This is a genomic window from Acinetobacter sp. YH12072 (genome assembly GCF_013419565.1).
Lineage (GTDB): Bacteria > Pseudomonadota > Gammaproteobacteria > Pseudomonadales > Moraxellaceae > Acinetobacter.
Genome location: NZ_VOZV01000005.1, coordinates 88,215 through 112,255, shown reverse-complemented (window position 1 = coordinate 112,255; position 24,041 = coordinate 88,215). Strand labels below are relative to the sequence as shown.

General features: G+C 43.8%; 23 protein-coding genes and 1 pseudogene. 20 read left to right on the top strand and 4 right to left on the bottom strand.

Going from position 1 to position 24,041, the window contains the following annotated elements; all coding sequences use genetic code 11:
- Together filE and FTU19_RS03915 are read left to right on the top strand one after the other, a co-directional pair.
- The coding region (gene filE / locus FTU19_RS03920) for a putative pilus assembly protein FilE (RefSeq protein ID WP_180130160.1) at positions 1-942 on the top strand (942 nt) is incomplete at its 5' end.
- 21 nt (positions 943-963) lie between these two features.
- A complete protein-coding gene (locus tag FTU19_RS03915) occupies positions 964-2,889 on the top strand; it encodes a hypothetical protein (RefSeq protein WP_180025442.1) in 1,926 nt (641 codons plus the stop codon).
- Between the two features lie 46 nt (positions 2,890-2,935).
- Here the strand turns inward: FTU19_RS03915 and FTU19_RS03910 are convergent, their stop codons facing one another.
- Positions 2,936-3,484, bottom strand: coding sequence for an NUDIX hydrolase (locus FTU19_RS03910; protein ID WP_122959126.1), 549 nt, complete (start codon positions 3,482-3,484; stop codon positions 2,936-2,938).
- 123 nt (positions 3,485-3,607) lie between these two features.
- Between FTU19_RS03910 and FTU19_RS03905 the strand changes: the two genes are divergently transcribed.
- The 13 genes and pseudogenes from FTU19_RS03905 to FTU19_RS03845 all read left to right on the top strand — a co-directional run bounded on the left by FTU19_RS03905 (position 3,608) and on the right by FTU19_RS03845 (position 15,128).
- Complete coding sequence (locus FTU19_RS03905) at positions 3,608-4,222, top strand: CoA pyrophosphatase (RefSeq protein WP_034705731.1); 615 nt, start codon at positions 3,608-3,610, stop codon at positions 4,220-4,222.
- A 14-nt stretch (positions 4,223-4,236) separates the two neighbouring features.
- Complete coding sequence (locus FTU19_RS03900) at positions 4,237-4,767, top strand: gamma carbonic anhydrase family protein (RefSeq protein WP_179993142.1); 531 nt, start codon at positions 4,237-4,239, stop codon at positions 4,765-4,767.
- 140 nt (positions 4,768-4,907) lie between these two features.
- Positions 4,908-5,573 (top strand): tRNA (adenosine(37)-N6)-threonylcarbamoyltransferase complex dimerization subunit type 1 TsaB, encoded by a 666-nt coding sequence (gene tsaB / locus FTU19_RS03895; RefSeq protein ID WP_179993141.1) that lies wholly within the window; start codon positions 4,908-4,910, stop codon positions 5,571-5,573.
- 16 nt (positions 5,574-5,589) lie between these two features.
- Positions 5,590-6,414, top strand: coding sequence for an undecaprenyl-diphosphate phosphatase (locus FTU19_RS03890; protein ID WP_034705726.1), 825 nt, complete (start codon positions 5,590-5,592; stop codon positions 6,412-6,414).
- Positions 6,408-7,226 (top strand): class I SAM-dependent methyltransferase, encoded by an 819-nt coding sequence (locus FTU19_RS03885; protein WP_180025443.1) that lies wholly within the window; start codon positions 6,408-6,410, stop codon positions 7,224-7,226. The genes FTU19_RS03890 and FTU19_RS03885 overlap by 7 nt, the downstream gene beginning before the upstream one ends.
- Before the next feature lie 124 nt (positions 7,227-7,350).
- The gene (locus FTU19_RS03880; RefSeq protein ID WP_166136755.1) at positions 7,351-8,751 is read left to right on the top strand and encodes a C13 family peptidase; all 1,401 of its coding nucleotides are present in this window, start codon (positions 7,351-7,353) and stop codon (positions 8,749-8,751) included.
- Between the two features lie 39 nt (positions 8,752-8,790).
- Positions 8,791-9,627, top strand: a complete 837-nt coding sequence (fghA, locus tag FTU19_RS03875; protein ID WP_179993140.1) for an S-formylglutathione hydrolase — start codon at positions 8,791-8,793, stop codon at positions 9,625-9,627.
- 160 nt (positions 9,628-9,787) lie between these two features.
- A pseudogene (locus FTU19_RS03870) lies at positions 9,788-10,835 on the top strand (YjgN family protein).
- 11 nt (positions 10,836-10,846) lie between these two features.
- A complete protein-coding gene (locus tag FTU19_RS03865; protein ID WP_180025444.1) occupies positions 10,847-11,986 on the top strand; it encodes a M48 family metallopeptidase in 1,140 nt (379 codons plus the stop codon).
- Between the two features lie 251 nt (positions 11,987-12,237).
- Positions 12,238-12,924, top strand: a complete 687-nt coding sequence (gene rpe, locus FTU19_RS03860; protein ID WP_180025445.1) for a ribulose-phosphate 3-epimerase — start codon at positions 12,238-12,240, stop codon at positions 12,922-12,924.
- A 626-nt stretch (positions 12,925-13,550) separates the two neighbouring features.
- The gene (gene sugE / locus FTU19_RS03855; RefSeq protein WP_034170625.1) at positions 13,551-13,868 is read left to right on the top strand and encodes a quaternary ammonium compound efflux SMR transporter SugE; all 318 of its coding nucleotides are present in this window, start codon (positions 13,551-13,553) and stop codon (positions 13,866-13,868) included.
- A gap of 69 nt (positions 13,869-13,937) precedes the next feature.
- Entirely contained in the window at positions 13,938-14,420 is a 483-nt protein-coding gene (locus FTU19_RS03850; RefSeq protein ID WP_034170626.1) for a methylated-DNA--[protein]-cysteine S-methyltransferase, read from the top strand.
- 33 nt (positions 14,421-14,453) lie between these two features.
- Positions 14,454-15,128 (top strand): nuclease-related domain-containing protein, encoded by a 675-nt coding sequence (locus tag FTU19_RS03845; protein ID WP_179993137.1) that lies wholly within the window; start codon positions 14,454-14,456, stop codon positions 15,126-15,128.
- Between the two features lie 19 nt (positions 15,129-15,147).
- Here the strand turns inward: FTU19_RS03845 and FTU19_RS03840 are convergent, their stop codons facing one another.
- The 3 genes from FTU19_RS03840 to paaZ form a co-directional block, all read right to left on the bottom strand.
- Positions 15,148-16,083, bottom strand: a complete 936-nt coding sequence (locus tag FTU19_RS03840) for a tRNA-dihydrouridine synthase (protein WP_179993136.1) — start codon at positions 16,081-16,083, stop codon at positions 15,148-15,150.
- A 198-nt stretch (positions 16,084-16,281) separates the two neighbouring features.
- Entirely contained in the window at positions 16,282-17,721 is a 1,440-nt protein-coding gene (locus FTU19_RS03835) for an MFS transporter (RefSeq protein ID WP_034701536.1), read from the bottom strand.
- 206 nt (positions 17,722-17,927) lie between these two features.
- Complete coding sequence (gene paaZ, locus FTU19_RS03830) at positions 17,928-20,039, bottom strand: phenylacetic acid degradation bifunctional protein PaaZ (RefSeq protein ID WP_180025446.1); 2,112 nt, start codon at positions 20,037-20,039, stop codon at positions 17,928-17,930.
- Positions 20,040-20,301: 262 nt separating this feature from the next.
- On the opposite strand from paaZ, the gene paaA reads away from it, so the two are divergent.
- The 5 genes from paaA (at position 20,302) to paaE (ending at position 23,987) form a co-directional block, all read left to right on the top strand.
- Complete coding sequence (gene paaA, locus FTU19_RS03825) at positions 20,302-21,246, top strand: 1,2-phenylacetyl-CoA epoxidase subunit PaaA (RefSeq protein WP_004783375.1); 945 nt, start codon at positions 20,302-20,304, stop codon at positions 21,244-21,246.
- Between the two features lie 28 nt (positions 21,247-21,274).
- Positions 21,275-21,562, top strand: a complete 288-nt coding sequence (gene paaB / locus FTU19_RS03820; protein WP_004783374.1) for a 1,2-phenylacetyl-CoA epoxidase subunit PaaB — start codon at positions 21,275-21,277, stop codon at positions 21,560-21,562.
- 16 nt (positions 21,563-21,578) lie between these two features.
- Positions 21,579-22,334, top strand: a complete 756-nt coding sequence (gene paaC, locus FTU19_RS03815; protein ID WP_180130157.1) for a 1,2-phenylacetyl-CoA epoxidase subunit PaaC — start codon at positions 21,579-21,581, stop codon at positions 22,332-22,334.
- Between the two features lie 28 nt (positions 22,335-22,362).
- Complete coding sequence (paaD, locus tag FTU19_RS03810) at positions 22,363-22,863, top strand: 1,2-phenylacetyl-CoA epoxidase subunit PaaD (RefSeq protein WP_180130154.1); 501 nt, start codon at positions 22,363-22,365, stop codon at positions 22,861-22,863.
- 65 nt (positions 22,864-22,928) lie between these two features.
- On the top strand, positions 22,929-23,987 hold the full coding sequence (paaE, locus tag FTU19_RS03805; RefSeq protein ID WP_180130151.1) for a 1,2-phenylacetyl-CoA epoxidase subunit PaaE: 1,059 nt from the start codon (positions 22,929-22,931) through the stop codon (positions 23,985-23,987).
- The last annotated feature ends 54 nt before the right edge of the window (positions 23,988-24,041 follow it).

Genomic DNA, 24,041 nt, shown 5'->3' with positions numbered 1-24,041 from the left:
CCAGTACAACCAGTACAACCAGTACAACCAGTACAACCAGTACAACCAGTACAACCAGTACAACCAGTACAACCAGTACAACCAGTACAACCAGTACAACCAGTACAACCAGTACAACCAGTACAACCAGTACAACCAACTAAACACGTTGAGTCTAGATTACCGCAGCACTTACCACCAGTGACACAGCTTCAAACCCCTGAACCTGTCATTCAGGCAGTACCTGATCCTGTTCAAAAACAGGGTTTCAGTCAGATTGAAGGGGTGGAATATGTGGATAGTGAATATCTGGAAAATAAAGAATTTAATCTGGAAGGTAAAAAACGTTTCTATAGTATGCCTGAAGGGATAGTTGATAAAAATATTGGGTCAACACGTGTACAGACGATTGAGCGTGAAAAAGGAGTTGGACAGTCGATTATAAAATCCTTGTTTCAACAACCTGTCATAGATTCTGGTCCTGTTGTACTGGCCCAAACCTACTACCGTATTTCTCAGCCTGAATCTGTAGAAAGCTTAGGTAAGCAGTGTTTTAAAGATAAAAAAGTTAAGAATGCGAAAGAGATTAGTGCAGGTAAATCCATTAATCTGTGGCCACGGGCACCGCTGAAATCAGATGAGTTTGATTATGAAATTGTGAAGCTAAAATCTGATATTAAAAATATTCAGATTCAGTCTTATGCTTCCCGTCAGAATAATCCTGCCTATTACTGGCCATTTGTTGTATTTCTGGATGAACGAGGCTGTGTTTTAGAAGGGGCGGGCGGTTTTAAAAATCAGGAAGCACAAGCCAATATTATTCAACATGAGAAGATACAGGGAATTATTCAGATTCCTGCGCAAAGCCAATATGTATTAATGACCCCACTCGCTTCAGCCATAGATGTTGAAGACAAGATGCTGACAAATTATGGACAACTAAAACTAGTCGCCATTCGATAAGGACGATTCGAGTAGAATAAGATGAAAAATAAAATATTATATCCATTTGCTTTCACTGCTTTATTTGCCGCCCTCAGCGGATGCGGAGGTGAAAGTGCGAATGTCATACCAGAACAAAATGATGAAGCCACCACGAACGGTTCATGCTCTGCTACTGCAACGAATTGTCTGGAATGGGGGCTTGAATATCCAATTGATGGTCTTAACTTTAATTGTAGTGGTGATAAAGAAAATACCTTTATTACTTTATTTGACCAAAATGATGGGGTGGCGTCAGGTACTTGTCAAAAAGCAGATAGTATTGAATTTTATCTAAAAAGTTTTAGTGATACCAAAATCAAATTGGGTACTGTAAAGCTTTCAGAATATATGAACCTCAGTACATCGAGCCAATTACCCCGACTCAGTGTACTTGATATTGCCAAGGGGATTACTGGTCGTAACATTGCCAGAATCGAACAGACAGATCCAACCGTACAGGTGGCGATGAAACTGGTCAAAATCTGGCAGACCTTGGCACTGGAAAAAGGTCGTATCTATAATCCGACAGATGTACAGCCCTTGTATATCACAGAGGATATGCGAAAGAATCTGGGCAAAATTAATAAAGATATCAGCCTGACAGATGCAAATTTAGCAGAAACCCTTAAACCTTTTATTGATATTAGCCAGATTAGTGATGATCAGGCCTTTGAAGTCGTAAAAAAACTGGCCAATATTGCCAGTGCAGCAGTATATCAACCAGAATTTTCTCTGTTCTCAACCTCAGGCATTATTAGCAGTAACTTGACTGGTTCCGATGGTCTGGCGGGTTGTAATAAATCTGTATGTGACATTAAAGATAAAACGACTAAATATTTATTTGGACATTTTATCCTGATTACAGACCGCCAAGGTTATACCTTCGGTAGTGGACTACAGTGGCGTGATACTCAGCTAAAACTGGGCTCCAATAATCTGGGATCTTTGGGTGGCATTAATGCGGAATTGATCCGTAAGGTCAAACCACAGCAAATTACTGCAGTACCGCAAACCAGCTGGATTAGCCCTGCCACGAGAATGCTTTCATCAAATGCACCATATAAAATGAATGTGGCTAACAACAGCAATCCATTAGAAATTTACCAAGGCCGTTTGCTGAGCGATTATGTGATTGCTGGTAAAGAAGCATTTTATAAGTTGGCCACAGGTAAAACTGAACTCAGCGATGCTGATCGTGCCAGTCTTGGCTTATGGCGTTTTAATGCCGATGATGACAACTATAGTGGCTCAATTGATCTTTATAAAATTTTCCCGATTAGCTATCTGGATCGTCAAGTCTTTAGAACAGCTGAAAATGTAGAGCCAGGTGAAGAATATATTTTCCCAATGTATGGCAACATGGAGTTTAAATTTAGCGAAAACTCAATTAGCCCTGTTACAGTGGGTGTTGTGATTGATAGTAATGGTGATGTGCGTACCAATATGCAGTCCGCGAGCAATCTTGCAACTGATAGTATTAATGGTTGCCAGGGAGATATCTTACCGGCTGGACTTAAAGACAATAACGGCGTTCAACAATATCGTCTGGGTACATTAGGCCGTGCATTTATAGATGAAAAAACAGTATCTATGCGACTGGTCTTCGCTGATCCTGTATTTGGTTCATTAAATGGTGCCTTGGTAGGTATGAACTCCACTATTCAGGCTTCAACCAATACAGATGATAAGATTGTGATTGGTGGAGCATTACTCAATTTATCTAATGTACTGAATGGAACCAGTCGTGTGGGCTTTACCAACTCAGCTGGAGAAAGCGTAGGTTGGGCGAATACTTATGCCAGCTTCCAGAAAATCTATAACAACAATAATACTGATGAAACGACGGAGGAGACCAATCTGGCCAAGCTAAGTGGCGGAAGTGTTTCGTTTAAATTAGCGGATTGTTATAGCATCAAAACCAAATAATAAAAAAAAGCCCATCAAATGATGGGCTTTTTTATAAAAAGACATTTTAACCTGTGTGATCCAAACGGGTTCCCAAGGTCTCTAGGTGCATCGGGAAGTTATTGGTTTTACGGTCTTCAAAATAATGACGAAGCGTATGCTCTACACTCGGGAAAGCCAGTTCACTCCAGGGAATTTCATCTTCGTTAAATAAACGTGCTTCAATGGTTTCTTCACCTGCACCAAATTTTCCATCAATCAGTTGAGATTTGAACAGGACATAAATCTGGCCAATCCGCGGAATATTGTACATGCAGTACAGCTGTTCAATATCCACTTCAGCTTCGGCTTCTTCACGGGTTTCACGTGCCGCGCCCTGTTCCATGGTTTCAAACAGTTCCATATAACCGGCAGGTAAAGTCCACAGTCCATAACGTGGTTCAATTGCACGGCGGCAGAGCAGGACCTTATCTTCCCAGAGCACCAATGCACCGCAAATCACTTTTGGATTAATGTAATGAATATATCCGCATGTAGTACAAACCTTGCGAACCTTCTGATCGCCTAAAGGAATTTTCTCTGTTGTTTTATGTCCACAGTTCACACAGAAGTTCATATTCATCATCAATGATAACAGTAAGGTCAGGATAACTGAAAAATCAAAATTTGGCATCATTTCTATCCCGCCAAATCAAAAATCAGCTATGATGAAATTACAGTCGCATAGGGAGCTGAATGAATGGATGAGCTGGGATTAATACAACGCTTGCAGAAACATTTACGATTTTCCAAACGGATTCAAACTGCACAGGCTGCTGTATTAATTGCGATCACAGATGAAGCTGATCCCAAAGTTTTGCTGACACGCCGTTCAGCTTATATGAATAATCATGCAGGAGAAGTCTCTTTTCCAGGTGGTAAACGCGATCCGCAAGATACCAGTAATATTGTAGTGGCTTTGAGAGAGGCGTATGAGGAAACGGCGCTTAATCCATTTGATGTGCATCTGATCGGGGATCTGCCGATGCAAAAGGCACGTAATGGAATGCTGGTCAAACCTGTGGTAGGTATAATTCCGCCTACCATTCAACTCATTCCTCAGCCGACGGAAATTGACCGGATTTTCTTTGCTTCCTTGCAGCATTTGCTGGAAGCCCAGCCGATGCCTTATGAAGTGCGGTTTGCCCAGCAGTCTTTATATTTTCCAAGTATGCGGGTGGAAAATGAGATTGTCTGGGGACTGACCGCACGTATGCTAATTTCATTATTTCAGTACGGGCTTGACTATAAAAAAGACTGGCCATTTTTACTTAATTCACCTGCGTTTAAACGCTCAAAATTTTTTAACCGTTGAACAGGATTTCAGCCATGTTATATCAGTTTCAGGGACATTCACCAAAAGTAACGCATCAGCCATGGGATGGTTGGGTGGCACCTACAGCGACGGTCATTGGGCAGGTTGAATTAGGTAAGCAGGTGAGTGTCTGGTTTGGCGCCGTTATTCGTGCCGATAACAGTAAAATCCGTTTAGGTGACTTCACCAATGTTCAGGAAAATGCGGTGCTACATACCGATGCTGGAATTGAAATGAACATCGGGAATTATGTGACCATTGGTCATCAGGCCATGCTGCATGGCTGTACCATTGGCGATAATAGCCTGATTGGAATTCAGGCAGTGATCTTGAATCATGCCGTGATTGGCAAGAATTGTATTATTGGTGCCAATGCTCTGATTCCAGAAGGGAAGGTGATTCCTGATAATTCGGTGGTAATGGGCTCACCAGGCAAAGTCGTGAAAACTTTAGATGAAGCCAGTATTCAGAAACTGAAAATGAGTGCCATGCACTATGCCGAGCATTTCCAGAAATTTCAAAATCTGGAAGAAGTACAGCTTTAGGCTGTTATCTGAATAATGTCCTCAGTTAAGCCTAGAATTTTCTAGGCATTTTTGTATCTGGCTTGGGAAAATCTCGCCTAGAAGATATGAGTGGAGTATTATATTCGACGTTTTTTATATTCTCTGAATTAAGGTTGTGCATGAAAGTGCTGGCATTGGAGACTGCCAATGAGCAGTGTTCCGTCTCTGTGATCGATGATACTCAAGAACTATTTTTTCAGCTTGATGCGCGCGCCAAGGCACAAACGCAAACCATTCTCCCAATGATTGAACAAGGTCTCAATGATCTGGGCTGGGCTGTATCTGATCTGACAGCGATTGCCTTTAGTCGTGGCCCGGGATCGTTTAGTGGTGTTCGCATCAATGCGGCTGTGACCCAAGCTTTGGCTTGGTCAAATGATCTGCCTGTAATTCCGGTATCCACTTTACAAGCTTTGGCGCAAGCGGCATATCGTTTGCATGGTTTAACTACAGTAACTGCCGTACTGGATGCACGGATGAATGAAGTCTACGTGGCCAGTTATCAGTTAGATGCTCAAGGGATTATGCAGGCTGTTGATGAAGAACAGCTTTTGAGTTATGAACAAGGTGCTGAAGCAGTCAAATTTACTGTGGTGGGTTCAGGTGCCAATCTAGTTCAAGAAACAGCATCTGAATATAAAAATGTCAGTGCAACAGCGCAGGATATTGCCATGATTGCGCGTGCAGCAGCAAAAACAGAAAATTGGGTCAGTGCAGAATTGGCACTTCCGGTATATTTACGTGATAACGCATGGAAAAAAATTCCAGAACAAGGCAAAGCATAATTAATCAGGATTAAGCATGGATCTTTTACTGCTGCTGAAAGCAGCAATTATGGGTATTGTTGAAGGTATTACTGAGTTTTTGCCTATTTCCAGTACTGGGCATCTGATTTTGGCTTCAGAATTAATGAATTTCTGGACTAAACAAAAAAGCGATGTTTTTGTCGTCGCAATTCAGATGGGGGCAATTGCCGCGGTTATTTATGAATATTGGGCACGGCTTTGGGGTGCAGCAACCGGGATCGTAAGTGGTGAACCGCAAGGACGCCGTTTAGGGATTGGCCTGATTCTGGCCTCTATTCCCATTGTGCTGATTGGTCTGACCCTAGGGCAAACTGTAAAAGAACTGCTATTCAATAATATTGCAATTGCCATTGGCTTGATCGTCGGTGGTCTGATCATTATCTGGATTGAAAAGAATCCACCTAAGGTACGTGCCCAGGAAGTTGAAGATCTGACCGTAAAAGATGCGATCTGGATTGGTCTGATTCAGGTCTTATCCCTGATACCGGGAACTTCACGTTCAGGTGCGACCATTATCGGGGCGATGTTCCTTGGCGTATCACGTAAGGCTGCAACTGAATTTTCATTCTTCTTGGGGATTCCGGTTATTATCGGTGCAGGCCTGCTCGATCTGTATCAAAGCTATGATGTTTACAGTACCACAGAAGACTGGACGGTTCTGGCAGTCGGTATCATCGTATCGTTCATCTCGGCGCTTTTATTAATCCGTGCCTTGGTAGCCTATGTGGCAAAACGTGATTTCATGGTTTTTGCCTGGTATCGCATAGCCTCAGGTTTACTGATTTTATTATTTGCCTTTACAGGTTGGAGATTATGGTAAGCACGATTCGCTTATATACCGAATCTGAGTATCAAGAGAAAGCACAGCACTTCGAGGCTGTGCTTTCTTCTCGTGGTGTAGAGGTTAGTATTGAGGTTATTGAAAAGCTGAATGCACGTTTCTTGCGTTTACATCCCGAACTGGCCCTGTGTGTTGATGCTGACGGCCTATGGCTCTGTGCCAATGGCATGAAAATGCAACCAGATTGGCAAGCAGAAGTAGGGCGTTTAAAACGTGCCTCTTTAAAATCGGAAATGATTGCTCGTGCTTGTAACCTCGGAGAAAAGCCGACTCTTATCGATGCGACAGCTGGGCTAGGTCATGACAGTCTGTTGATGGCACATTTGGGTGCTCAGGTGACCTTGGTCGAACGACATCCTATTTTATTTACCCTGCTTGAAGACAGTCATCACCGAGCCAAAAAGGATGCTTTCCTAAGTCCGGTGGTTAACCGGATTCACCTGGTTTTTTCCGATTCTGCGGATTATCTAAAATTACAAGCTGAGCAGAATGCGGTCGTCGATGTGGTTTATCTGGACCCGATGTTTCCACAACGTGACCAGAATCAGCAGGCACCGAAAAAGCAGGCACAGGTGAAAAAACAAATGCAGTTATTACATTTGCTTTTACCGGAAGATGGTGAAATGGATCTGGGGGATAATCTCTTAGAATTAGCACAAAAAATTGGCAAGCGGGTGGTGGTGAAACGTCCTCGTCTGGCCGTATTTTTAGCTGGAAAAGAGCCAAATCATCAATGGTCTGGTGATGCTTGCCGTTTTGATGCCTATTTTCAGCATGAACTGGTTACTTAATATGAGAATTGCTTCAAAATAGATCAAGGATTTGTTATATATTTAAAAATTGGCATTGATAAAACTTATATCAAGCATAAACTTATTGGGCACATTAGCGAGCCACTCATCTCCCTGAAATCATATGATCGACTTTAAACCCTCCATCAATTTTTGGCACGATTTTAAAAGCAACCAAATTGCCGGGATGTGGTTATTTCTGGGATCTCGGCGTTCGCTGCAACTGGTGCGTCCCTCTATTCTGCAACTGGTATTCTGGGGGATTTTGGGCGGCTGTGCTAACAGTCTCTTTAGCTGGCTCAGTTCTGGTCGTATGGGAGATTTCAACTCTCAGGGTCTGATCAGTTATGCGCTTTGGCCCTTTATTGCCTTGATTGTCGGGATCTTTTTGTCCCAACGGGTGAATAATCCTCGTCTGATGCTGGTACCCGCATTGCTCTGGCTGGTGCTGGATACGCATATCATGCTGTTCCAGAGCTTGATCCAGTATCTGGGTGATCTGGATTATCTACCCTATATTTTCTATGCCTATATTCCGACCCTGTTTGTCATGCTGTTTGTCTGGCAAAGTCTGGCTGTGGTCTGGGTGATTTCACGTGAATTAAAATGGCCGTGGTGGGAACGGGCACTGATTATGCTGGCCACCTTGTTTACCTTGGTGGTGTGGCAGATTTCGGTGAAAGATCAGCCCATCTGGAAAGTTGAAGAAATTCCACCAAGTTTTGCTGAAGATGCTTTCTATGCTCAGCCGATCTTGCTGAATAAGGCGCTGGATGCAATTGAATATGGTGAATTTGCACAGTCGCATTGGTACTTTATGGGTGTGGCTGGCGCGAGTTATCAGGATGTGTTCTATTCAGAAATAGAGCGGATTAAAAAGCAGTTTGATACCCGGTTTGGGACTTTTGGCCGTTCGATTATGCTGGTGAATCATCCGGCAACACGGACTGAGATTCCACTTGCTTCCAAAACCAGCATGGAATTGGCCTTGCGCCGTATTGGCCAGCAGATGAACCGGGAAAGTGATGTGCTGTTCCTGTATATGACCTCACATGGCTTGCCAAATGAATTTGAAATGGAAAATGCCCCGCTAGACCTGGCATCAGTTGATCCAAAATGGTTGCGTGATACTCTGGATGCCTCAGGTGTACGCTGGCGAGTGATTGTTATTTCTGCCTGTTTCTCAGGTAGTTTCGCTTCGGCTTTGCAGAATGATAATACTTTAATTATCACAGCCTCTGCTGCTGACCGTCAGTCTTTCGGTTGTTCAAACGAAGCTGATTATACCTATTTCGGCCGTGCTTTCTTTGATGAGGCCATGCGTGAAAATAACAGCCTGAAAGCCTCTTTTGAGCAGGCCAAGACTACAGTGGCTAAATGGGAAGCAGCTCAGGGATTTGAACCGTCAGAACCACAATGGGTGATTGGCAAAAACATGGAATTGATGTTGCCACAACTGGAACAGCGTCTTTTCCCTCCAGCGACGACCACTTCAGCATCTCCGTCTGTCGCTTTGACTCCATAAACCAATCTACAACTTTAGAAAATAGAAAAAGGAATGATGATGGAACTGGTACAGAATAATCGAAGCTTTGAGGGTGAACAGCGGATTTATAGCTTTGAGTCTAAAATATTAAAAAAACCAACCAGATTTGGAATCTTCCTGCCGCCACAAGCTCTGGAAGGCCAAAGTTGTCCTGCTTTGTTCTATTTAGCTGGCCTGACCTGTACTGAAGAAACTTTTGCAATCAAGGCACATGCCCAGCGTCTGGCGGCCCAGCTTGGTCTTATTCTGATTACACCAGACACTTCTCCGCGTGGAGATGATGTTGCCAAAGGGGATCACTGGGATATTGGGCAAGGTGCCGGATTCTATATTAATGCCACTCAAGCACCGTGGGCTGAACATTATCAGATGGAAAGCTTTATCGTCGATGAGTTGTATGAACTGGTGTGTGAAGAGTTCGTAGTTCAGGCAGATAAGATCGGGATTTTCGGTCATTCCATGGGTGGACATGGCGCTTTAACTTTGGCTTTTAAATATCCGGAAAAATTCTGTTCAGTTTCGGCATTTGCACCGATTTGTGCACCAAGCCAATGTCCATGGGGTGAAAAAGCATTCTCAAATTATCTGGGCGAAAACCGCAAAGAATGGTTGAAGCATGATGCAACTGCGCTGGTTCAGGAAAAAGGTGCACTGTTTAGCGATATCCTGATTGATCAGGGCTTTTCTGACCAGTTCTATAGCCAGCTGAATCCGGCTTTATTTCAGCAAGCCTGCGATGCTGTGAACCAGAAATTAACCTTACGTGAACATCAAGGTTATGATCATGGTTACTATTTTATTCAAAGCTTTGTAGATGACCATCTACAATTCCATGCTGTGCAATTAAATCCATAAGCCAAGCAGCAAAAGCCAAGCAAACTTAAAAGTACAATGAAACTCCAAGAATAGGTCATATTTTTGGAGTTTTTTATATGAATATCAAATAAATATAATAAAAATGGCATATAAGTTGCTATTCAAAAATCAGGTAGAACCAGTTGCAGTTAAGAACACGATGCACAATAAGCCTGAACCAGAGATTGACCAACCATCACCTCCACTAGAAAAACACAGCTTCCGATTTCATGGCAGTGCCACTGAATATTTTGGAATCTGGATGGTGAATCTGATGTTAACCATCATTACGCTATACTTTGTATAGCCCTTGGGCAAAGGCACGCCGTATCCGCTATTTCTACGGTAATACCCAATTGTTAAAACATCGCTTTGACTTCATCGCCATGCCAAGCCGAATTCTGCTAGGTCGTCTATTGGCATTGGAGTTGTATGTGGTGACACTGATCTTGACCAATTACTCCATTCTTGTCACCAGTTCATTATTTCTGATTGCTGCGATCTCTCTATCTTGGTTAATTCGGATGACCCTGAAATTTAAGGCCCGGAATAGTAAATATGGCAATGTCCGGTTTCATTTTAGTGGAAGCAATCGGGAAGCCTATAGGGTTTTATGGCTCGCGATATTGGTCAATATTTTCACCCTGTTTCTTTTCAGCCCAGTGGTGATCTGGCTATACAAACGTTACTGCTTTAATCATTTATCGATCGGCCAACTTCAGTTCAGCTTGGGGATCAAATGGTCTAAATTTATGTCAGCAGTCTATGTTCCCTTATGTCTGTGTCTGCTAATTGGTATCGCATGGATCGCAGCAATCGTTTACTGGGTCGATTTGATCGGTACAAACCTGTTTACCTTGGGTGTTGTATTGAGCTATCTGTTTTGTCTGGCCTTGGTCTGGCCGATGATATCTGCACGCTTATATATGTATACCTGGAATCATGTAGAGCTTGGTCAAAGCTACTTTAAAACCCGGGTAACGACATGGCGTTATAGCTGGATTGTACTGAGTAACTGGATTGTGCGTGCACTCAGTTTGGGACTCATGACCCCTTGGGCGAGCATTCGTTTATATGAATATCAACTGGCTAACCTGGAGCTTTATCTAGCAGAGGACGAAACTAATCTAAAAAATATCTTGCAGCGTGATCCAAATGCTATAGCCAATGAAGTACTGGATATCTTTGATTTCAATGCATCGTTATAGAGGCAAGTAGGATGAAGCGACCTGTTGAAGTCAGATTTTATGATGGGGTTTTGGCCGAAGCCCAGCGTGCATGGATTGTCCCTGATCAGCAACGCGGGATTGCCTTGAAACTCAGTGAAGAAACACCCAAGCAAGTGAGCGAGGCTGACTTTTATTTTACTTATCCCGATATGGCGTATATTGGCGGGGTCGGGGGACGTAAACCGATTATCGAATTACCTGAAGATCGCCGGATTGAATTTTTAACCAAAGCGCCGCACTGGCTGAAGATTAAATCCAAAGAAATCTATCATGCCATATGGAAATTTGAACGTTCTCCACTCCTGATTTTCTTCTCGATGATTATCGTGATATGTGCGGTAATTTTTATTCTTAAATGGGGAATTCCATATACGGCCCAGCAGCTCGCTCAATTACTTCCCGAACAGACCTTGATCGAGGTGGGAAATCAAACTGAGCAGAAATTAATTGAGCAAACTGAGCCATCCAAGCTCTCCGCAGAGCATCAAGCACATCTAAAAAAATTGTATGAACAAAAAATCGCGGTAGGGCAACCTGCAAAGATTATTTTCCGTCAAGGCGGAGAAACCATGGGACTTAATGCAGCTGCGATTCCGAACAATACCATTATTGTCACCGATGAACTGGTCAAGCTTAGCGGTGCAGATGAAGAGGTTCTTGCAGTACTGGCGCATGAACAAGGTCATCTGGTACAAAAACATAGCATGCAAAAAGTGATTTCCAACCTGGGTGCAGCAGGATTATTTGCCTTGGTAACGGGAGACTTAAGTGATGTCGTGGCGGCATCTATAGCGGTACTCGCCGATGCGGGATATTCACAGGCGCTTGAACTTGCTGCGGATGATTATGCCATGCAACATTTACATCAACAGCAGATCTCCAGTATCCATTTGTCGAACTTTTTGCAGCGGGTTGAAAACGCTAGAATCTTGGCAGAGCAGAGTAAAACGATAAAAATGAAAAACTTTACCCTGAATATTGATGGAAAAGAACGGCAAATTACCGAGTCTGAACTGAAATGGTTGCGTTTGATTGGAAAACTCAAAAAATATCTGGAATCGCATCCCGAGCTGGACAAAAGAATTGAACGGATTCACGCATTTGAAGAAAAAATGAGCCAACCTGTTTAGCCCTGATATTGAGTATAAAAATTCATATCTCTATATCCTGAGGATCGAGGCGTGTTTAGCCTCGATTTTTTATTGATGGATATGCGAGTTTTCCTGTCTTAATCAATCATTTTCATCCAGGCCAAGTGATATTAAGCATAAATACTGTCCAGCGTTACATAGCATTGTATTCACATAACATCCAAGTCACAGTAGCAGGACTGGATTTGGTATAATGAGAAAAATCCAATTTCAGTTAGCCAGGTCCTTTCATGTCCAAGCCTTATTTAATTGCACCTTCTATTTTGTCTGCCGACTTTGCCCGTTTAGGTGAAGAAGTTGAAAATGTACTTCAGGCTGGTGCAGACGTTGTGCATTTCGATGTTATGGATAATCACTATGTACCCAATTTAACCTTTGGCGCAGGTGTATGTAAGGCATTGAAAAAATATGGTATTCAGGCATCTATTGATGTGCATCTCATGGTGAAACCTGTAGATCGCATGATTGGTGATTTTCTGGAAGCAGGCGCAGATATTATTACGTTCCATCCGGAAGCATCTGATCATATTGACCGTTCTTTACAGTTGATCAAATCGGGTGGTGCTAAAGCCGGTCTGGTATTTAATCCAGCAACACCATTGCATTATCTGGATTATGTACTGGATAAGGTTGATCAGGTATTGCTAATGAGTGTGAACCCTGGCTTTGGCGGACAGAAATTCATTCCAATGACTTTGGATAAATTACGTCAGGCGCGCAAGATTATTGATGCTTCAGGTCGTGATATCCGTTTAGAAGTAGATGGCGGTGTAGGACCAGCAAATATTCGTGAAATTGCAGAAGCTGGTGCAGATATGTTTGTGGCCGGTTCAGCGATTTTTGGCAAGCCGGATTATAAAGCTGTGATTGATGAAATGCGTAGTGAGCTGGCTAAAGTCGGTCAAATCCAGCTTTAATCGCTAGAATGTTTAAGGTGCATAAATCTGTGGATAACTTTATGGATAAGTGTGTAGATATCTATGTTGATAACCATATGGATATGTTGCATATTTTGTAATCGTTTGTAGCTTGATTGATTGCATCTTAGACAAAATTTGTATAAAAAGAACTCAATTTGGGTTCTTTTTAGATATGTCAGCCCTTGATTTTAGTGATCGTTTATTCATCAAAGTTAATAATCAAGCCAAACAAAAAGTGATCAATGGGTCTTAGTTTTGTGTTTCATTGTGTAAGATCTCCACGCTATTTTTAAATTTAATTCATGTGCATAACTTAATAATACGGACTTATTCCTTGTTTGTTTTTCTTACTCAAGTCTCTGTAATGTCATAACACGATGTCCCGTGTTGGCGTTCCTTAAGATAGGCTGAAATCTTCAAGTTGTCCTGAGCATTTGAGTAAGACATGGTTAAGTTAATTCTCATTCAGTCAAATTTTGTAAACGGCAGTTTGGTTTTGTCATCTGTTTTATAAGATGTTTATTTTTTTAGGGGGAACGACCTCCCTTGTTGATTAAATTTATAAAATTCAACAAGAAAAATCGTCAGGACGGCCTGACTCTGTTAATTAGGAGGAGGGCAATATGGCCTGGATTATACTTGTATTCGCTGGACTATTTGAGATTGTCTGGGCCTATTCCATGAAGCTCTCAGAGGGTTTTACTAAACTCACACCGAGTATTTTTACGATTGTTTTTATGGTGCTCAGTTTTGTATTACTGGCCTATGCCATGCGTACTTTGCCTCTAGGAACTGCCTATACCATCTGGACGGGCATTGGCGCAGTCGGCTCATTTCTGGTCGGTGTTATAGTTTTAGGTGAACCTGCTTCTGCTATGCGTATGCTGGCTGCGGTGCTGATTATTTCCGGACTTGTTTTGATGAAATTATCCTCCTCCTAAGAGCTGTTGAGCAGTTCTGATTTCGAGTAAAATAAAAACTGCCAAGCTTGATTCTGTAGGAGTAGGGCCATGCAACTCAGTTATATTTATATGGACTCGCCTGTAGGACAGTTGCAGCTGGTCGCCAATGAAACGGCACTGGTAGCTGTACTCTGGGATTGTGAAAAACCTAATCGGGTCAGGTTGGCAACTCTGGTTGAAGATCCACAGCATCCTGTATTGATAGAAGCTCGGCGTCAGCTTCAGGAATATTTTGCCGGTCAGCGCAATGTTTTTGAGTTGCCTTTGGACTTTGCTGGTACAGATTTCCAGAAAAAAGTCTGGCAGGCTTTGCTGAATATTCCTTATGGACAGACCCGAAGCTATCGGGAAATCGCTGAACAGGTCGGTAATGTTAAAGCAGTACGCGCCGTGGGTGCTGCCAATGGTAAAAACCCGATCTCGATTATTGCACCTTGTCATCGGGTGATTGGCAGTAGCGGTAAGCTGGTAGGCTTTGCGGGTGGTCTGGATAAAAAAGAAATTCTGTTAAATATTGAGCGAACCCATTAAGATCAAAATCATAAAATTAATGAAAATTAAAATATGGATCAGTTCGCAACACAAATCTTAGGCCAACTCTGGTCCAGTTTATGGTGGGTTCTTCTACTTTTTATTGGTTTAATCGTTTTTAAGTTATTTAAACCATTTATAAAAGGAAAGATGGGAGAGTTCGCTGTTACCACGCATGTCAAACTTTATCTGAAAGACCTTGAGTATCGGTTATTAAACGATTTGACTCTTTCGGATGGAGAAGGAAGCACAACCCAAATTGATCATCTCTTATTAAGTCCTTATGGCCTGTTTGTGATTGAAACCAAGAACTATAAAGGCTGGATCTTTGGTAGCGAGCGACAAAAAACCTGGACGCAAAAACTTTATAAAAATAGCTATAAATTTCAAAATCCGATTCATCAGAATTATAAGCACATCAAAGTTCTGGAGCAGTTGCTGGCTGATATTATCGAGCCAGACCAGCTGCATTCTGTGATTGTATTTATGCCAGATGCGGTATTCAAAACCCCAATGCCGAATTATGTATTTCGGGGTGCAGGTTGGACAGATTATGTAAAAAGCTTTAATCAGCGAGTTATTTCTGATACCAAGATTAAACGTATCCAGATTCGATTGGAGAAGGAAGTACTAGAAAAATCCTGGAAAACCAACCGTGAACATGTTGCAAATTTAAACAGGCGAGAATCCGAACAAAAAAGCCTTTGAATCATTCAAAGGCTTTTTCTTAATTTTTCGAGGCTTTTAGCTTTTCAGTAATTTCAACCAGCTGTTTAATCCGTTTGACCTCATCCCAAAGTGTTTTGGCCTCAGGATAATGCTTGGACATCATCCCCAGCCATTGTTTGTAACGGCCGACCATATTCATTTCCTTTTTATAGGAACCATTCAGGAAACGGATTTGCAGTTCCAGTAGTTCATTCCAGGTGATAAGCGGCTCATCAGAATTCTGGCGAATACATTGGGTCAGATCAGGTGTAGTGACCGCACCACGGCCAATCATCAAGTCTTCACAGCCTGATTCTAGCTGACATTGCTTGGCATCGGCATTGGTCCAGATTTCACCATTGGCAATCACATTGATCTTTAAGGCTTCACGGATCGGTTGCAGTTGGTCCCAGAAGGCTGGCGGAGTATAGCCATCGGCCTTGGTCCGCGCGTGGACGGTGACCCAGGCCGCTCCAGCATCTTCAATGGCATGGGCATTTTCCATCATGAAGTTGCGATCCATATAACCCAGACGCATTTTCGCCGAAACCGGGATATGTGTGGGCACTGCATCACGAACAGCTTTGACCAATTCATAAACGACTTCAGGTTCATCTAGCAGCACTGAACCACCACGGTGACGATTCACGGTTTTGGCTGGACAGCCAAAATTCATATCAATCACAGGAGCACCCATGGCAGCGACTTTCACTGCATTGGCTGCCAGCATTTCCGGATTATTTCCCAGAAACTGTACATGCACCGGCGTACCGGCAGCAGTTTTGCCCTCATTTAACAGTTCAGGGCAGTAGGTGTGATAGATATGATCTGGCAGCACCGAATCCGTGACACGAATAAACTCGGTTACACACCAGTCGAAGCTCCCGACGGATGTCAGTACATCGCGCATAATCGGGTCAGTTAAGCCTTCCATGGGTGCAAGAACAAGTTTCAATGGTCAACACCTGTTAATTCGAAAAACGGTGTTATACGGCTTTTTGGTGGGAATGTCCAGGCAGTTTAATTTTCATATGAATTGCAGAAAAAGATTGAGTGTGAATGAGTATCTATTGATCTTTTGCTATCGAAATAAAAAAACCTTAAATCGACTGATTTAAGGTTTGGATTTAAATCTTAAAAATCTAATATTGTCTTAATCGATTAGTTTTTCGACTTTCATACTTTCACGATAATACTGACAGCCTTTATACAGCAGGAATACACCGATTACACCAGCTACAGCATTGACGATAGAAATCGAATTACCCACCATTAAGGTATTTTCATAATATCGGTCTGTAATCAGCGCCACAGCAGTTGTACCCACACCGAGTGCAATCAGGTTAGAAATCAACAGGAATTTGGCTGATACCTGAGAGCGCAACTGGTTCGGTGTCAGCATCTGGGTAGCAGCGGCTGATGCTGGAATCGGGAAGGTGGAGAAGAACATGGCGACAAAGATCAGTGCGAATGAAAGCTGCATATTGTCGACTTGGGTAAACAGCACGCTTGGAATGATCAGGGCAGCACAGCCAATTGCACCGGCACGGATTGCTGCATCGCTATAGCCACGTTTAGAAAAGAAGTCGATGAGCCAGCCACAGAATAGGGCGCCTGAAGTATTTGCGACAAGAATAATACTTCCAAGGATATATCCGGTCTGGCTTGCATCCAGGCCAAAGTGACGCATGTAGTAGGCCGGTGCCCAGCCGAGCAGGGAATACAGCATCATAGTATAGAAAGAGAAGCCAATAAAATGACAGAAGAAAGTCTTTTTATGGGTTTTAATAAAACCGATGGAATTCTTAAAAGATGCTTTAACGGCGACACCATTCGCATCCATTTTGAGGCCTTTACGCTCGGGTTCCCGTACGGTCAAAATCATGAGCAGCGCCAGCAATACACCCGGTAAACCGACAATCATAAAGGTCAGTTGCCAAGTCTTGATCTCACCAATTACCGGTAAAGTAACGAAACTAACATCCTTGAGCAGACCGATGACATAACCGCCGATCAGGAAAGCCAGTCCTGAACCGATAAAAGCACCAATGGCATAAACACCCAGCGCACGGCCTAGTTTATGTTTAGGAAACAGATCCGCCACGATTGAGTAAAAAGCAGGAGATAGGGCTGCTTCACCTGCACCGACACTGAGGCGAGCCAGGAACATCTGGATAAAGTTTTTACTGAGGCCACAGGCTGCAGTGGCCAGACTCCAGAAAGCGATCCCAACCGAAATAATTTTCACACGTGATTTCTTGTCGGCCAGTGCGGCGATCGGTACGCCCATAAAGGCATAAAACAGCGAAAAGGCCAGCCCCTGCAATAGGCTGAACTGGGTATCACTGAGCATCAAGTCGGCCTTAATCGGCTCAATCATCAGAGATAAAATCTGACGGTCTACGAAAGACAGAATGTAGGCCACCATACAGATGATTACCACATACCATTGATAGCTGCTACGTTCCGGAGTTGCTGGTGGAATTTCTGTATCTACCTGTTCAGGGATAGGCGTAGTAATTTTTAGATGAGAATCGAGTGGTTGGACGTCATTGTCAACCTTGTCTATGACCAATGTTTTTTCATTCATCATGCAACATCCTGTGCAAGTTATAGTGATTGGTTTATTTGATACAAATTTAATTATTTTTATTTTTAATGTGTATCAATTAATCTAATCTAGGAGTAATTTGCATAGCCGTCAATATGTCGGGATTAAAAAGATACAATTATTTTTAAATCAATAAAAAAAGGGAATCAAATAGATTCCCTTTTGCTTTAAATATCTGAAAATAGTGCTTAAGCGGCTTTTTCCACGAGAGTCAGGATGTCATAAGTCGCGACCAGTTCATTGCGCTGGTTTTTCACTTTGATATCCCAAACCACGACACCGTGCGGTTTCTGCTCATCACGCAGTGGTTTAGGGGTTTTCTGCTTGCAGGTCAGTTCTACCTGAATGGTATCGCCAATTTTCACCGGTTCTACGAAGCGAAGGTTATCCATACCGTAGTTAGCAATGACAGGACCCGGAGCGGCATCAACAAACAGACCAGCAGCGGCAGAGACAATGAAGTAACCATGTGCGACGCGTTCACCGAACAGGGATTCCGCAGCCGCAATCTTATCCATATGTGCATAGAAGTAATCACCACTTAAACCACCAAAGTTGACAATATCAGCTTCAGTAATGGTACGGCGTGCAGTCAGCAGGCGTTCACCGATCCGCAGTTCATCAAAGGATTTCTTGAATGGATGCACGCGGTCTTCAAATACCTCCGCACCCGCGGTCCAGCTATGACCGACCTGAGTCAGCACATTTGGTGAGCCTTGAATAGCAGTACGCTGCATATAGTGTTTCACTGCACGCAGACCACCGAGTTCCTCACCACCGCCAGCACGCCCCGGACCACCATGCACTAACAATGGCAGTGGTGAACCATGACCGGTACTTTCCTTAGCGCTTTCACGATCCAGAATATGCACACGACCATGCCAAGGCGCGATCTTGCTGAGTAGCTGTTCAATATTTTCATCATGGTTACGCACGATTGAAGCGACCAGACTGCCTTCACCACGAGCTACTAATGTTGCCAGTTGTGGTAGGTCACTATAGGGCATCAATGTAACCACTGGGCCAAAGGCTTCGATATTATGAATCTGTTGGGCCTGTACCGGATCTTTACATAACAGCACTGTTGGCGGATAGAAAGCAGATTTTTCTGGGTGTGCGACCTGAATGCTAAAATCCTGGCGCAGGTGGCTACCCATGATGATTTCAGCTTCCTGTGCCAGCTGTTCTACCTTGGCAGCAACATCATGCTTCTGTTTAACGCTGGCCAGAGCTCCCATGGTCACACCATCCTGTGCAGGATCACCGATGACCACTTTCTGTAGTTTTTCAGTCAGGCGTTGCTGTACGGTATCGAGCAATGCTGCTGGCACAAAGGCACGGCGTATTGCAGTACATTTTTGTCCGGCCTTGGTTGTCATTTCACGGAAGACTTCACGCACAAACAGGTCAATGGTTTCATCGTTGGCTTGCTGGGTCAGGATGGCGCTGTTCACCGAATCGGCTTCCATGCTGAATGGAATGGAGTGGGCATTCAGGTGTGGATGCGCACGCAGTTTCTGGCCGGTAGCAGCCGAACCTGTGAAGGTAACGGTATCCTGTGCATTCAGGTGATCAAACAGGTCGTAAGTCTGCCCGCAGATCAGCTGCAGAGCACCTTCTGGCAGTAAATTACTGGCTAAAATGTCTTTAACGACTGTATGTGTCAGTTCTGCACCTTCTGTTGCTGGCTTGACAATACAAGGTACGCCGGCTAGTAGAGTAGGTGCAATTTTTTCCAGCATGCCCCAGATCGGGAAGTTAAAGGCATTAATATGCACTGCTACACCAGCTTTCGGGCTCAGAATATGTTTGGCACCAAAGCTGCCCTGTTTGGATAATGGAATCCAGGCATCTTCCACCAGTGCCGTTTCATCGCTGAGTTCACGGCGAACCAGACTTGAATAGGCAAACAGAGTGCCGATCCCACCTTCAATATCAATCCAGGCATCTTTGCGGGTACAGCCGGTTGCGGCTGCCAGGCGGTAATAATCTTCCTTACGTTCCAGTAAATATTGTGCCACCTGTTTCAGAGCATTAGCACGCTGGTGGAAAGTCCAGTGGGCAATGGCTGCACCCTTCTGTTTGGCATATTGCACCACATTATGCATGTCGATACCGTGACTGCTGACCTGATAAATCGCTTCACCGCTAATAGCGTGATAAACCGTACGCAAGTCATTTTGTGCGCTATGTTCACCACCTAAAACCAGTGAACTCAATACTTTAACTTTAGCTGAGTAATTCGCCTGTGTGTCGTCCTGAAGATCCGTGCTCTGGGTAGTGCTGTCCAGTTCCAACATTGTATAACTCCATTTATGATACGTTATTGAGTTTATTTTTACTTTTGATGTTTCATAAATTGCAATCAAAAAGCTTAAATGTCAATCATAATCCGCAAACAAAAAAGTAATTTTGATGTAATTAAAAAATTAAAAACAATAAATACAATAACTTAATAAAAAATGCTTTTGAAAAATATATGATACTTAAAAAATAGTATTGATTTTATATTTGTATCGTTTTAATTTGAGTGTATCAGCACTTGGGATAAGTGAGACAAACATGAATAAGCAACAACAAACATTCGATCAGAAGATAGAGCAGGACATTTCTATTGAAGCGAAGGACTGGATGCCGGATGCCTATAGAAAGACCCTGATCCGCCAGATTGGCCAGCATGGACATTCAGAAGTAATTGGCATGCTGCCAGAAGGCAACTGGATTACCCGTGCACCGACTTTGAAACGCAAAGCGGTATTGCTGGCTAAAGTACAAGATGAAGCAGGACATGGCCTGTACCTGTACAGTGCAGCAGAAACGCTTGGTGCAGACCGTGATGACATGATGGAAAAGCTGATTGCTGGCCGCATGAAATACTCATCCATTTTTAACTATCCAACTCTGACCTGGGCAGATGTAGCGGCGATTGGCTGGCTGGTAGATGGTGCTGCAATCGTCAATCAGGTGGCGTTATGCCGTACCTCTTATGGTCCTTATGCACGTGCCATGGTGCGTATCTGTAAAGAAGAAAGTTTCCACCAGCGTCAGGGCTTTGAGGCCATGATGCAACTGGCACAAGGCACGCCAGAACAGAAACAAATGGCACAGGATGCAGTGAATCGTTTCTGGTGGCCGGCATTAATGATGTTTGGTCCAAGTGATGACAATTCTCCAAACAGTGCGCAAAGCATGCAGTGGAAAATCAAATTATTCAGTAATGATGCATTGCGTCAGAAATTTGTCGACAACACCGTGCCGCAAGTATTGCAGCTTGGCCTGACTGTGCCGGATCCAGACCTGAAGTTTAATGAAGAAACAGGCCACTATGAATTTGGCGAAGTGAACTGGGATGAGTTTTTCGATGTACTGGCAGGCAAAGGTCCATGCAACCACGAACGTATTGAAGCACGTCGCAAGGCTTGGGAAGACGGCAAATGGGTGCGTGAATCAGCAGCAGTTTATGCCAGCAAGCAACAGCAGCAGTCAGATCAACGAAAAATCGCTTAAGGCAACGGAATAGCACAAGGATATGTAAATGAACAAGAATAACTGGTCTTTATACGAAGTATTTATTCGCAGCAAACAGGGTCTGAGCCACCGTCATGTCGGCAGCCTGCGCGCCCCTGATGATGAAATTGCCCTGCAAAATGCCCGTGACGTCTATACCCGTCGCAATGAAGGTGTAAGTATCTGGGTCGTGAAATCTGAACTGATTACCTCATCTCAACCAGATGAAAAATCGGAGTTTTTTGATCCTTCATTGAACAAGGTCTACCGTCATCCGACCTTCTATCACATTCCAGATGGCATCGAACACATGTAAGGTGGAGGAAAGAGCAATGACGAATCAGGTATTGGCACAATTTTTACTGCATGTTGGCGACAGCCAGCTCATCCTTTCACACCGTCTGGCAGAGTGGTGCGGTCACGCACCGGAGCTGGAGCTGGATATTGCATTGGCAAATATCGGTTTGGACCTGCTGGGTCAGGCACGTACCGCGTTGAGTCTAGCCGGTGAAATTGAAGGGCAAGGTCGTGATGAAGATAAACTGGCCTATTTCCGTACCGAGCGTGAATACCGTAACTTACTGCTATGCGAACAGCCAAATAATGACTTCGGTCAAACTATCGTACGTCAGTGGTTGATGGATCATTACCATGCTTTGCTGTTTGCAGCCCTGAGCAATAGCAGGAATGAAGAGATTTCCTCATTCGCCATCAAGTCGCTGAAAGAAGTGAAATACCATTTGCGTTTTTCAACCTCATGGATGGAACGCCTGAGCTTAGGTACAGCAGAAGCTCATGAAAAAATCCAGAATGGTCTGAATCAGCTATGGCGTTTTACCGAAGAGTTGTTCAGCCTGACTGCAGATCAACGTCAGCTGGTTGATGCTCACCTGATTCCGGATGTGGAACTGCTGAAACCGAAATGGTTGGAAAGCATATCTGCTGAGTTGCAACGTTTTGAACTGAGCTTGCCAGAAAGTGGTGCTTACCGTAGTGGCGCCAAGCAGGGACTACATACCGAACATCTGGGTTATGTACTGGCGGAACTGCAATATATGCAGCGCAGCTATCCAGGCATGAACTGGTAAATCCAGCACATCACAGGGAGTGAGTGGCATGAACTTGATTAGACATGTAGAAGATCAATGCTGGGAGGTCCTGGCACAGGTTTCCGATCCGGAAATTCCAGTCCTGTCAGTCCTTGACCTGGGCATGATTCGTGGAGTGGAGATCAACCCACAGGATGAAATCGTGGTTCGATTGACCCCCACTTATAGTGGCTGTCCGGCAACCGATCTGCTCAAGGCGGAAATCACCCAGGCATTTGCAGCACATGAGCTGACGCCGGTCAAAGTCGTGGTCGATCTGTCAGAAGCATGGACCACTGACTGGATGAGTGAGGAAGGTAAACAGAAACTGCAGCAATACGGTATTGCTCCACCTAAAGGCGAATCGAATAGCTGCGGCACTCATGTTGCACTCAGTGATGGTATCCAGTGTCCACATTGTCAGAGCCATCACACACGACTACTCAGTGAATTCAGTTCAACCGCTTGCAAGGCGCTGTACAAATGTCAGGAATGCCTGGAGCCGTTTGACTATTTTAAATGTATTTAAGGGCTTAAGCGCACAAGCCATAACAATAAAGCGTGAGATCGCCACAGCTTAAGAAGGATTTTGAAATGAGCCAGTTTATTCCGTTAACCATTAAATCTATTCAGCCTCAGACTGAACAGGCAATTTGCATTGCTTTTGAACTGAGTCCAGAACATGCCGAAAATTTTCAGTATCAGCCGGGCCAACACCTGACCATCCGTCATATGACAGGACAGGAAGAATTGCGCCGTTGCTATTCGATCTGTAGCGATAGTGATGAAGACATGAGTATTGCGATCAAGAAAATTGATCAGGGCCAGTTCTCGACCTGGGCCAATGAAAATCTGAAAGTCGGCGATGTACTGGAAGTGATGCCACCACAAGGTGTGTTTTTCCAGAAAGCGGCCAAGACTGGTGGTAAACATTATCTGGGTTTTGCTGCAGGTAGTGGCATTACACCAATTTTGTCTATTGTCAAAGCAGTGTTGAGCCGTAAGCAAGATGCCACTTTTACACTGGTTTATGGTAACCGTTCCTGGAAACAGACCATGTTCTCTGAACAGATCATGGATCTGAAAGACCGCTTTAAAGAGCGTTTGCAACTGATCAATATTTTCTCGCGTGAGCTAAATGACAGCGAGATTTTAAATGGTCGTATTGATGAAGAAAAATTGCAGCAGTTGTTCCAGGCGGGCCTGATTCCAGCAGAAACTGATCACTGCTTTGCTTGTGGTCCTGAAGAAATGATGAATGCGGTAGAAACCGTATTGCCAACCCTTGGGATCGAACGCAGCAAAATTCACACCGAACGCTTTAATACCGGTACTGCACCAAAAGCCTCTGCGCAGCAGATCGAAAGCCGTACCGAGGAAAAGGTCAACATCATTCTGGATGGTCGTGAGCTGATCATTGAAGTGTCCAAACAGGATGACAGCATTCTGGATGCGGCTTTACGTGCTGGTGCAGATCTGCCATATGCCTGCAAGGGCGGGGTATGCGCAACCTGTAAATGTAAGGTGCTGCAAGGTGAAGTGGAAATGGCAATCAACTATAGCCTGGAAGAAGAAGAAATCCAGAAAGGTTATGTGCTGAGCTGTCAGGCGCGTCCAACCACTCAAAATGTTCGTCTCAGTTTCGACGAGTAAAGATTTTAAATTAAGCACCATGCAGATAAATGCATGAACTCAATAGAACTTAAA

Coding starts and splice junctions, on each gene's coding strand:
- FTU19_RS03835 (WP_034701536.1), bottom strand. CDS start 17,721: ATGATGAATGAAAAAACATTGGTCATAGACAAGGTTGACAATGACGTC.
- FTU19_RS03900 (WP_179993142.1), top strand. CDS start 4,237: ATGTTATATCAGTTTCAGGGACATTCACCAAAAGTAACGCATCAGCCA.
- paaE (WP_180130151.1), top strand. CDS start 22,929: ATGAGCCAGTTTATTCCGTTAACCATTAAATCTATTCAGCCTCAGACT.
- FTU19_RS03880 (WP_166136755.1), top strand. CDS start 7,351: ATGATCGACTTTAAACCCTCCATCAATTTTTGGCACGATTTTAAAAGC.
- FTU19_RS03850 (WP_034170626.1), top strand. CDS start 13,938: ATGCAACTCAGTTATATTTATATGGACTCGCCTGTAGGACAGTTGCAG.
- paaB (WP_004783374.1), top strand. CDS start 21,275: ATGAACAAGAATAACTGGTCTTTATACGAAGTATTTATTCGCAGCAAA.
- FTU19_RS03915 (WP_180025442.1), top strand. CDS start 964: ATGAAAAATAAAATATTATATCCATTTGCTTTCACTGCTTTATTTGCC.
- paaZ (WP_180025446.1), bottom strand. CDS start 20,039: ATGTTGGAACTGGACAGCACTACCCAGAGCACGGATCTTCAGGACGAC.
- fghA (WP_179993140.1), top strand. CDS start 8,791: ATGGAACTGGTACAGAATAATCGAAGCTTTGAGGGTGAACAGCGGATT.
- paaA (WP_004783375.1), top strand. CDS start 20,302: ATGAATAAGCAACAACAAACATTCGATCAGAAGATAGAGCAGGACATT.
- FTU19_RS03905 (WP_034705731.1), top strand. CDS start 3,608: ATGGATGAGCTGGGATTAATACAACGCTTGCAGAAACATTTACGATTT.
- paaD (WP_180130154.1), top strand. CDS start 22,363: ATGAACTTGATTAGACATGTAGAAGATCAATGCTGGGAGGTCCTGGCA.
- FTU19_RS03865 (WP_180025444.1), top strand. CDS start 10,847: ATGAAGCGACCTGTTGAAGTCAGATTTTATGATGGGGTTTTGGCCGAA.
- tsaB (WP_179993141.1), top strand. CDS start 4,908: ATGAAAGTGCTGGCATTGGAGACTGCCAATGAGCAGTGTTCCGTCTCT.
- paaC (WP_180130157.1), top strand. CDS start 21,579: ATGACGAATCAGGTATTGGCACAATTTTTACTGCATGTTGGCGACAGC.
- FTU19_RS03890 (WP_034705726.1), top strand. CDS start 5,590: ATGGATCTTTTACTGCTGCTGAAAGCAGCAATTATGGGTATTGTTGAA.
- rpe (WP_180025445.1), top strand. CDS start 12,238: ATGTCCAAGCCTTATTTAATTGCACCTTCTATTTTGTCTGCCGACTTT.
- FTU19_RS03885 (WP_180025443.1), top strand. CDS start 6,408: ATGGTAAGCACGATTCGCTTATATACCGAATCTGAGTATCAAGAGAAA.
- FTU19_RS03845 (WP_179993137.1), top strand. CDS start 14,454: ATGGATCAGTTCGCAACACAAATCTTAGGCCAACTCTGGTCCAGTTTA.
- FTU19_RS03910 (WP_122959126.1), bottom strand. CDS start 3,484: ATGAACTTCTGTGTGAACTGTGGACATAAAACAACAGAGAAAATTCCT.
- sugE (WP_034170625.1), top strand. CDS start 13,551: ATGGCCTGGATTATACTTGTATTCGCTGGACTATTTGAGATTGTCTGG.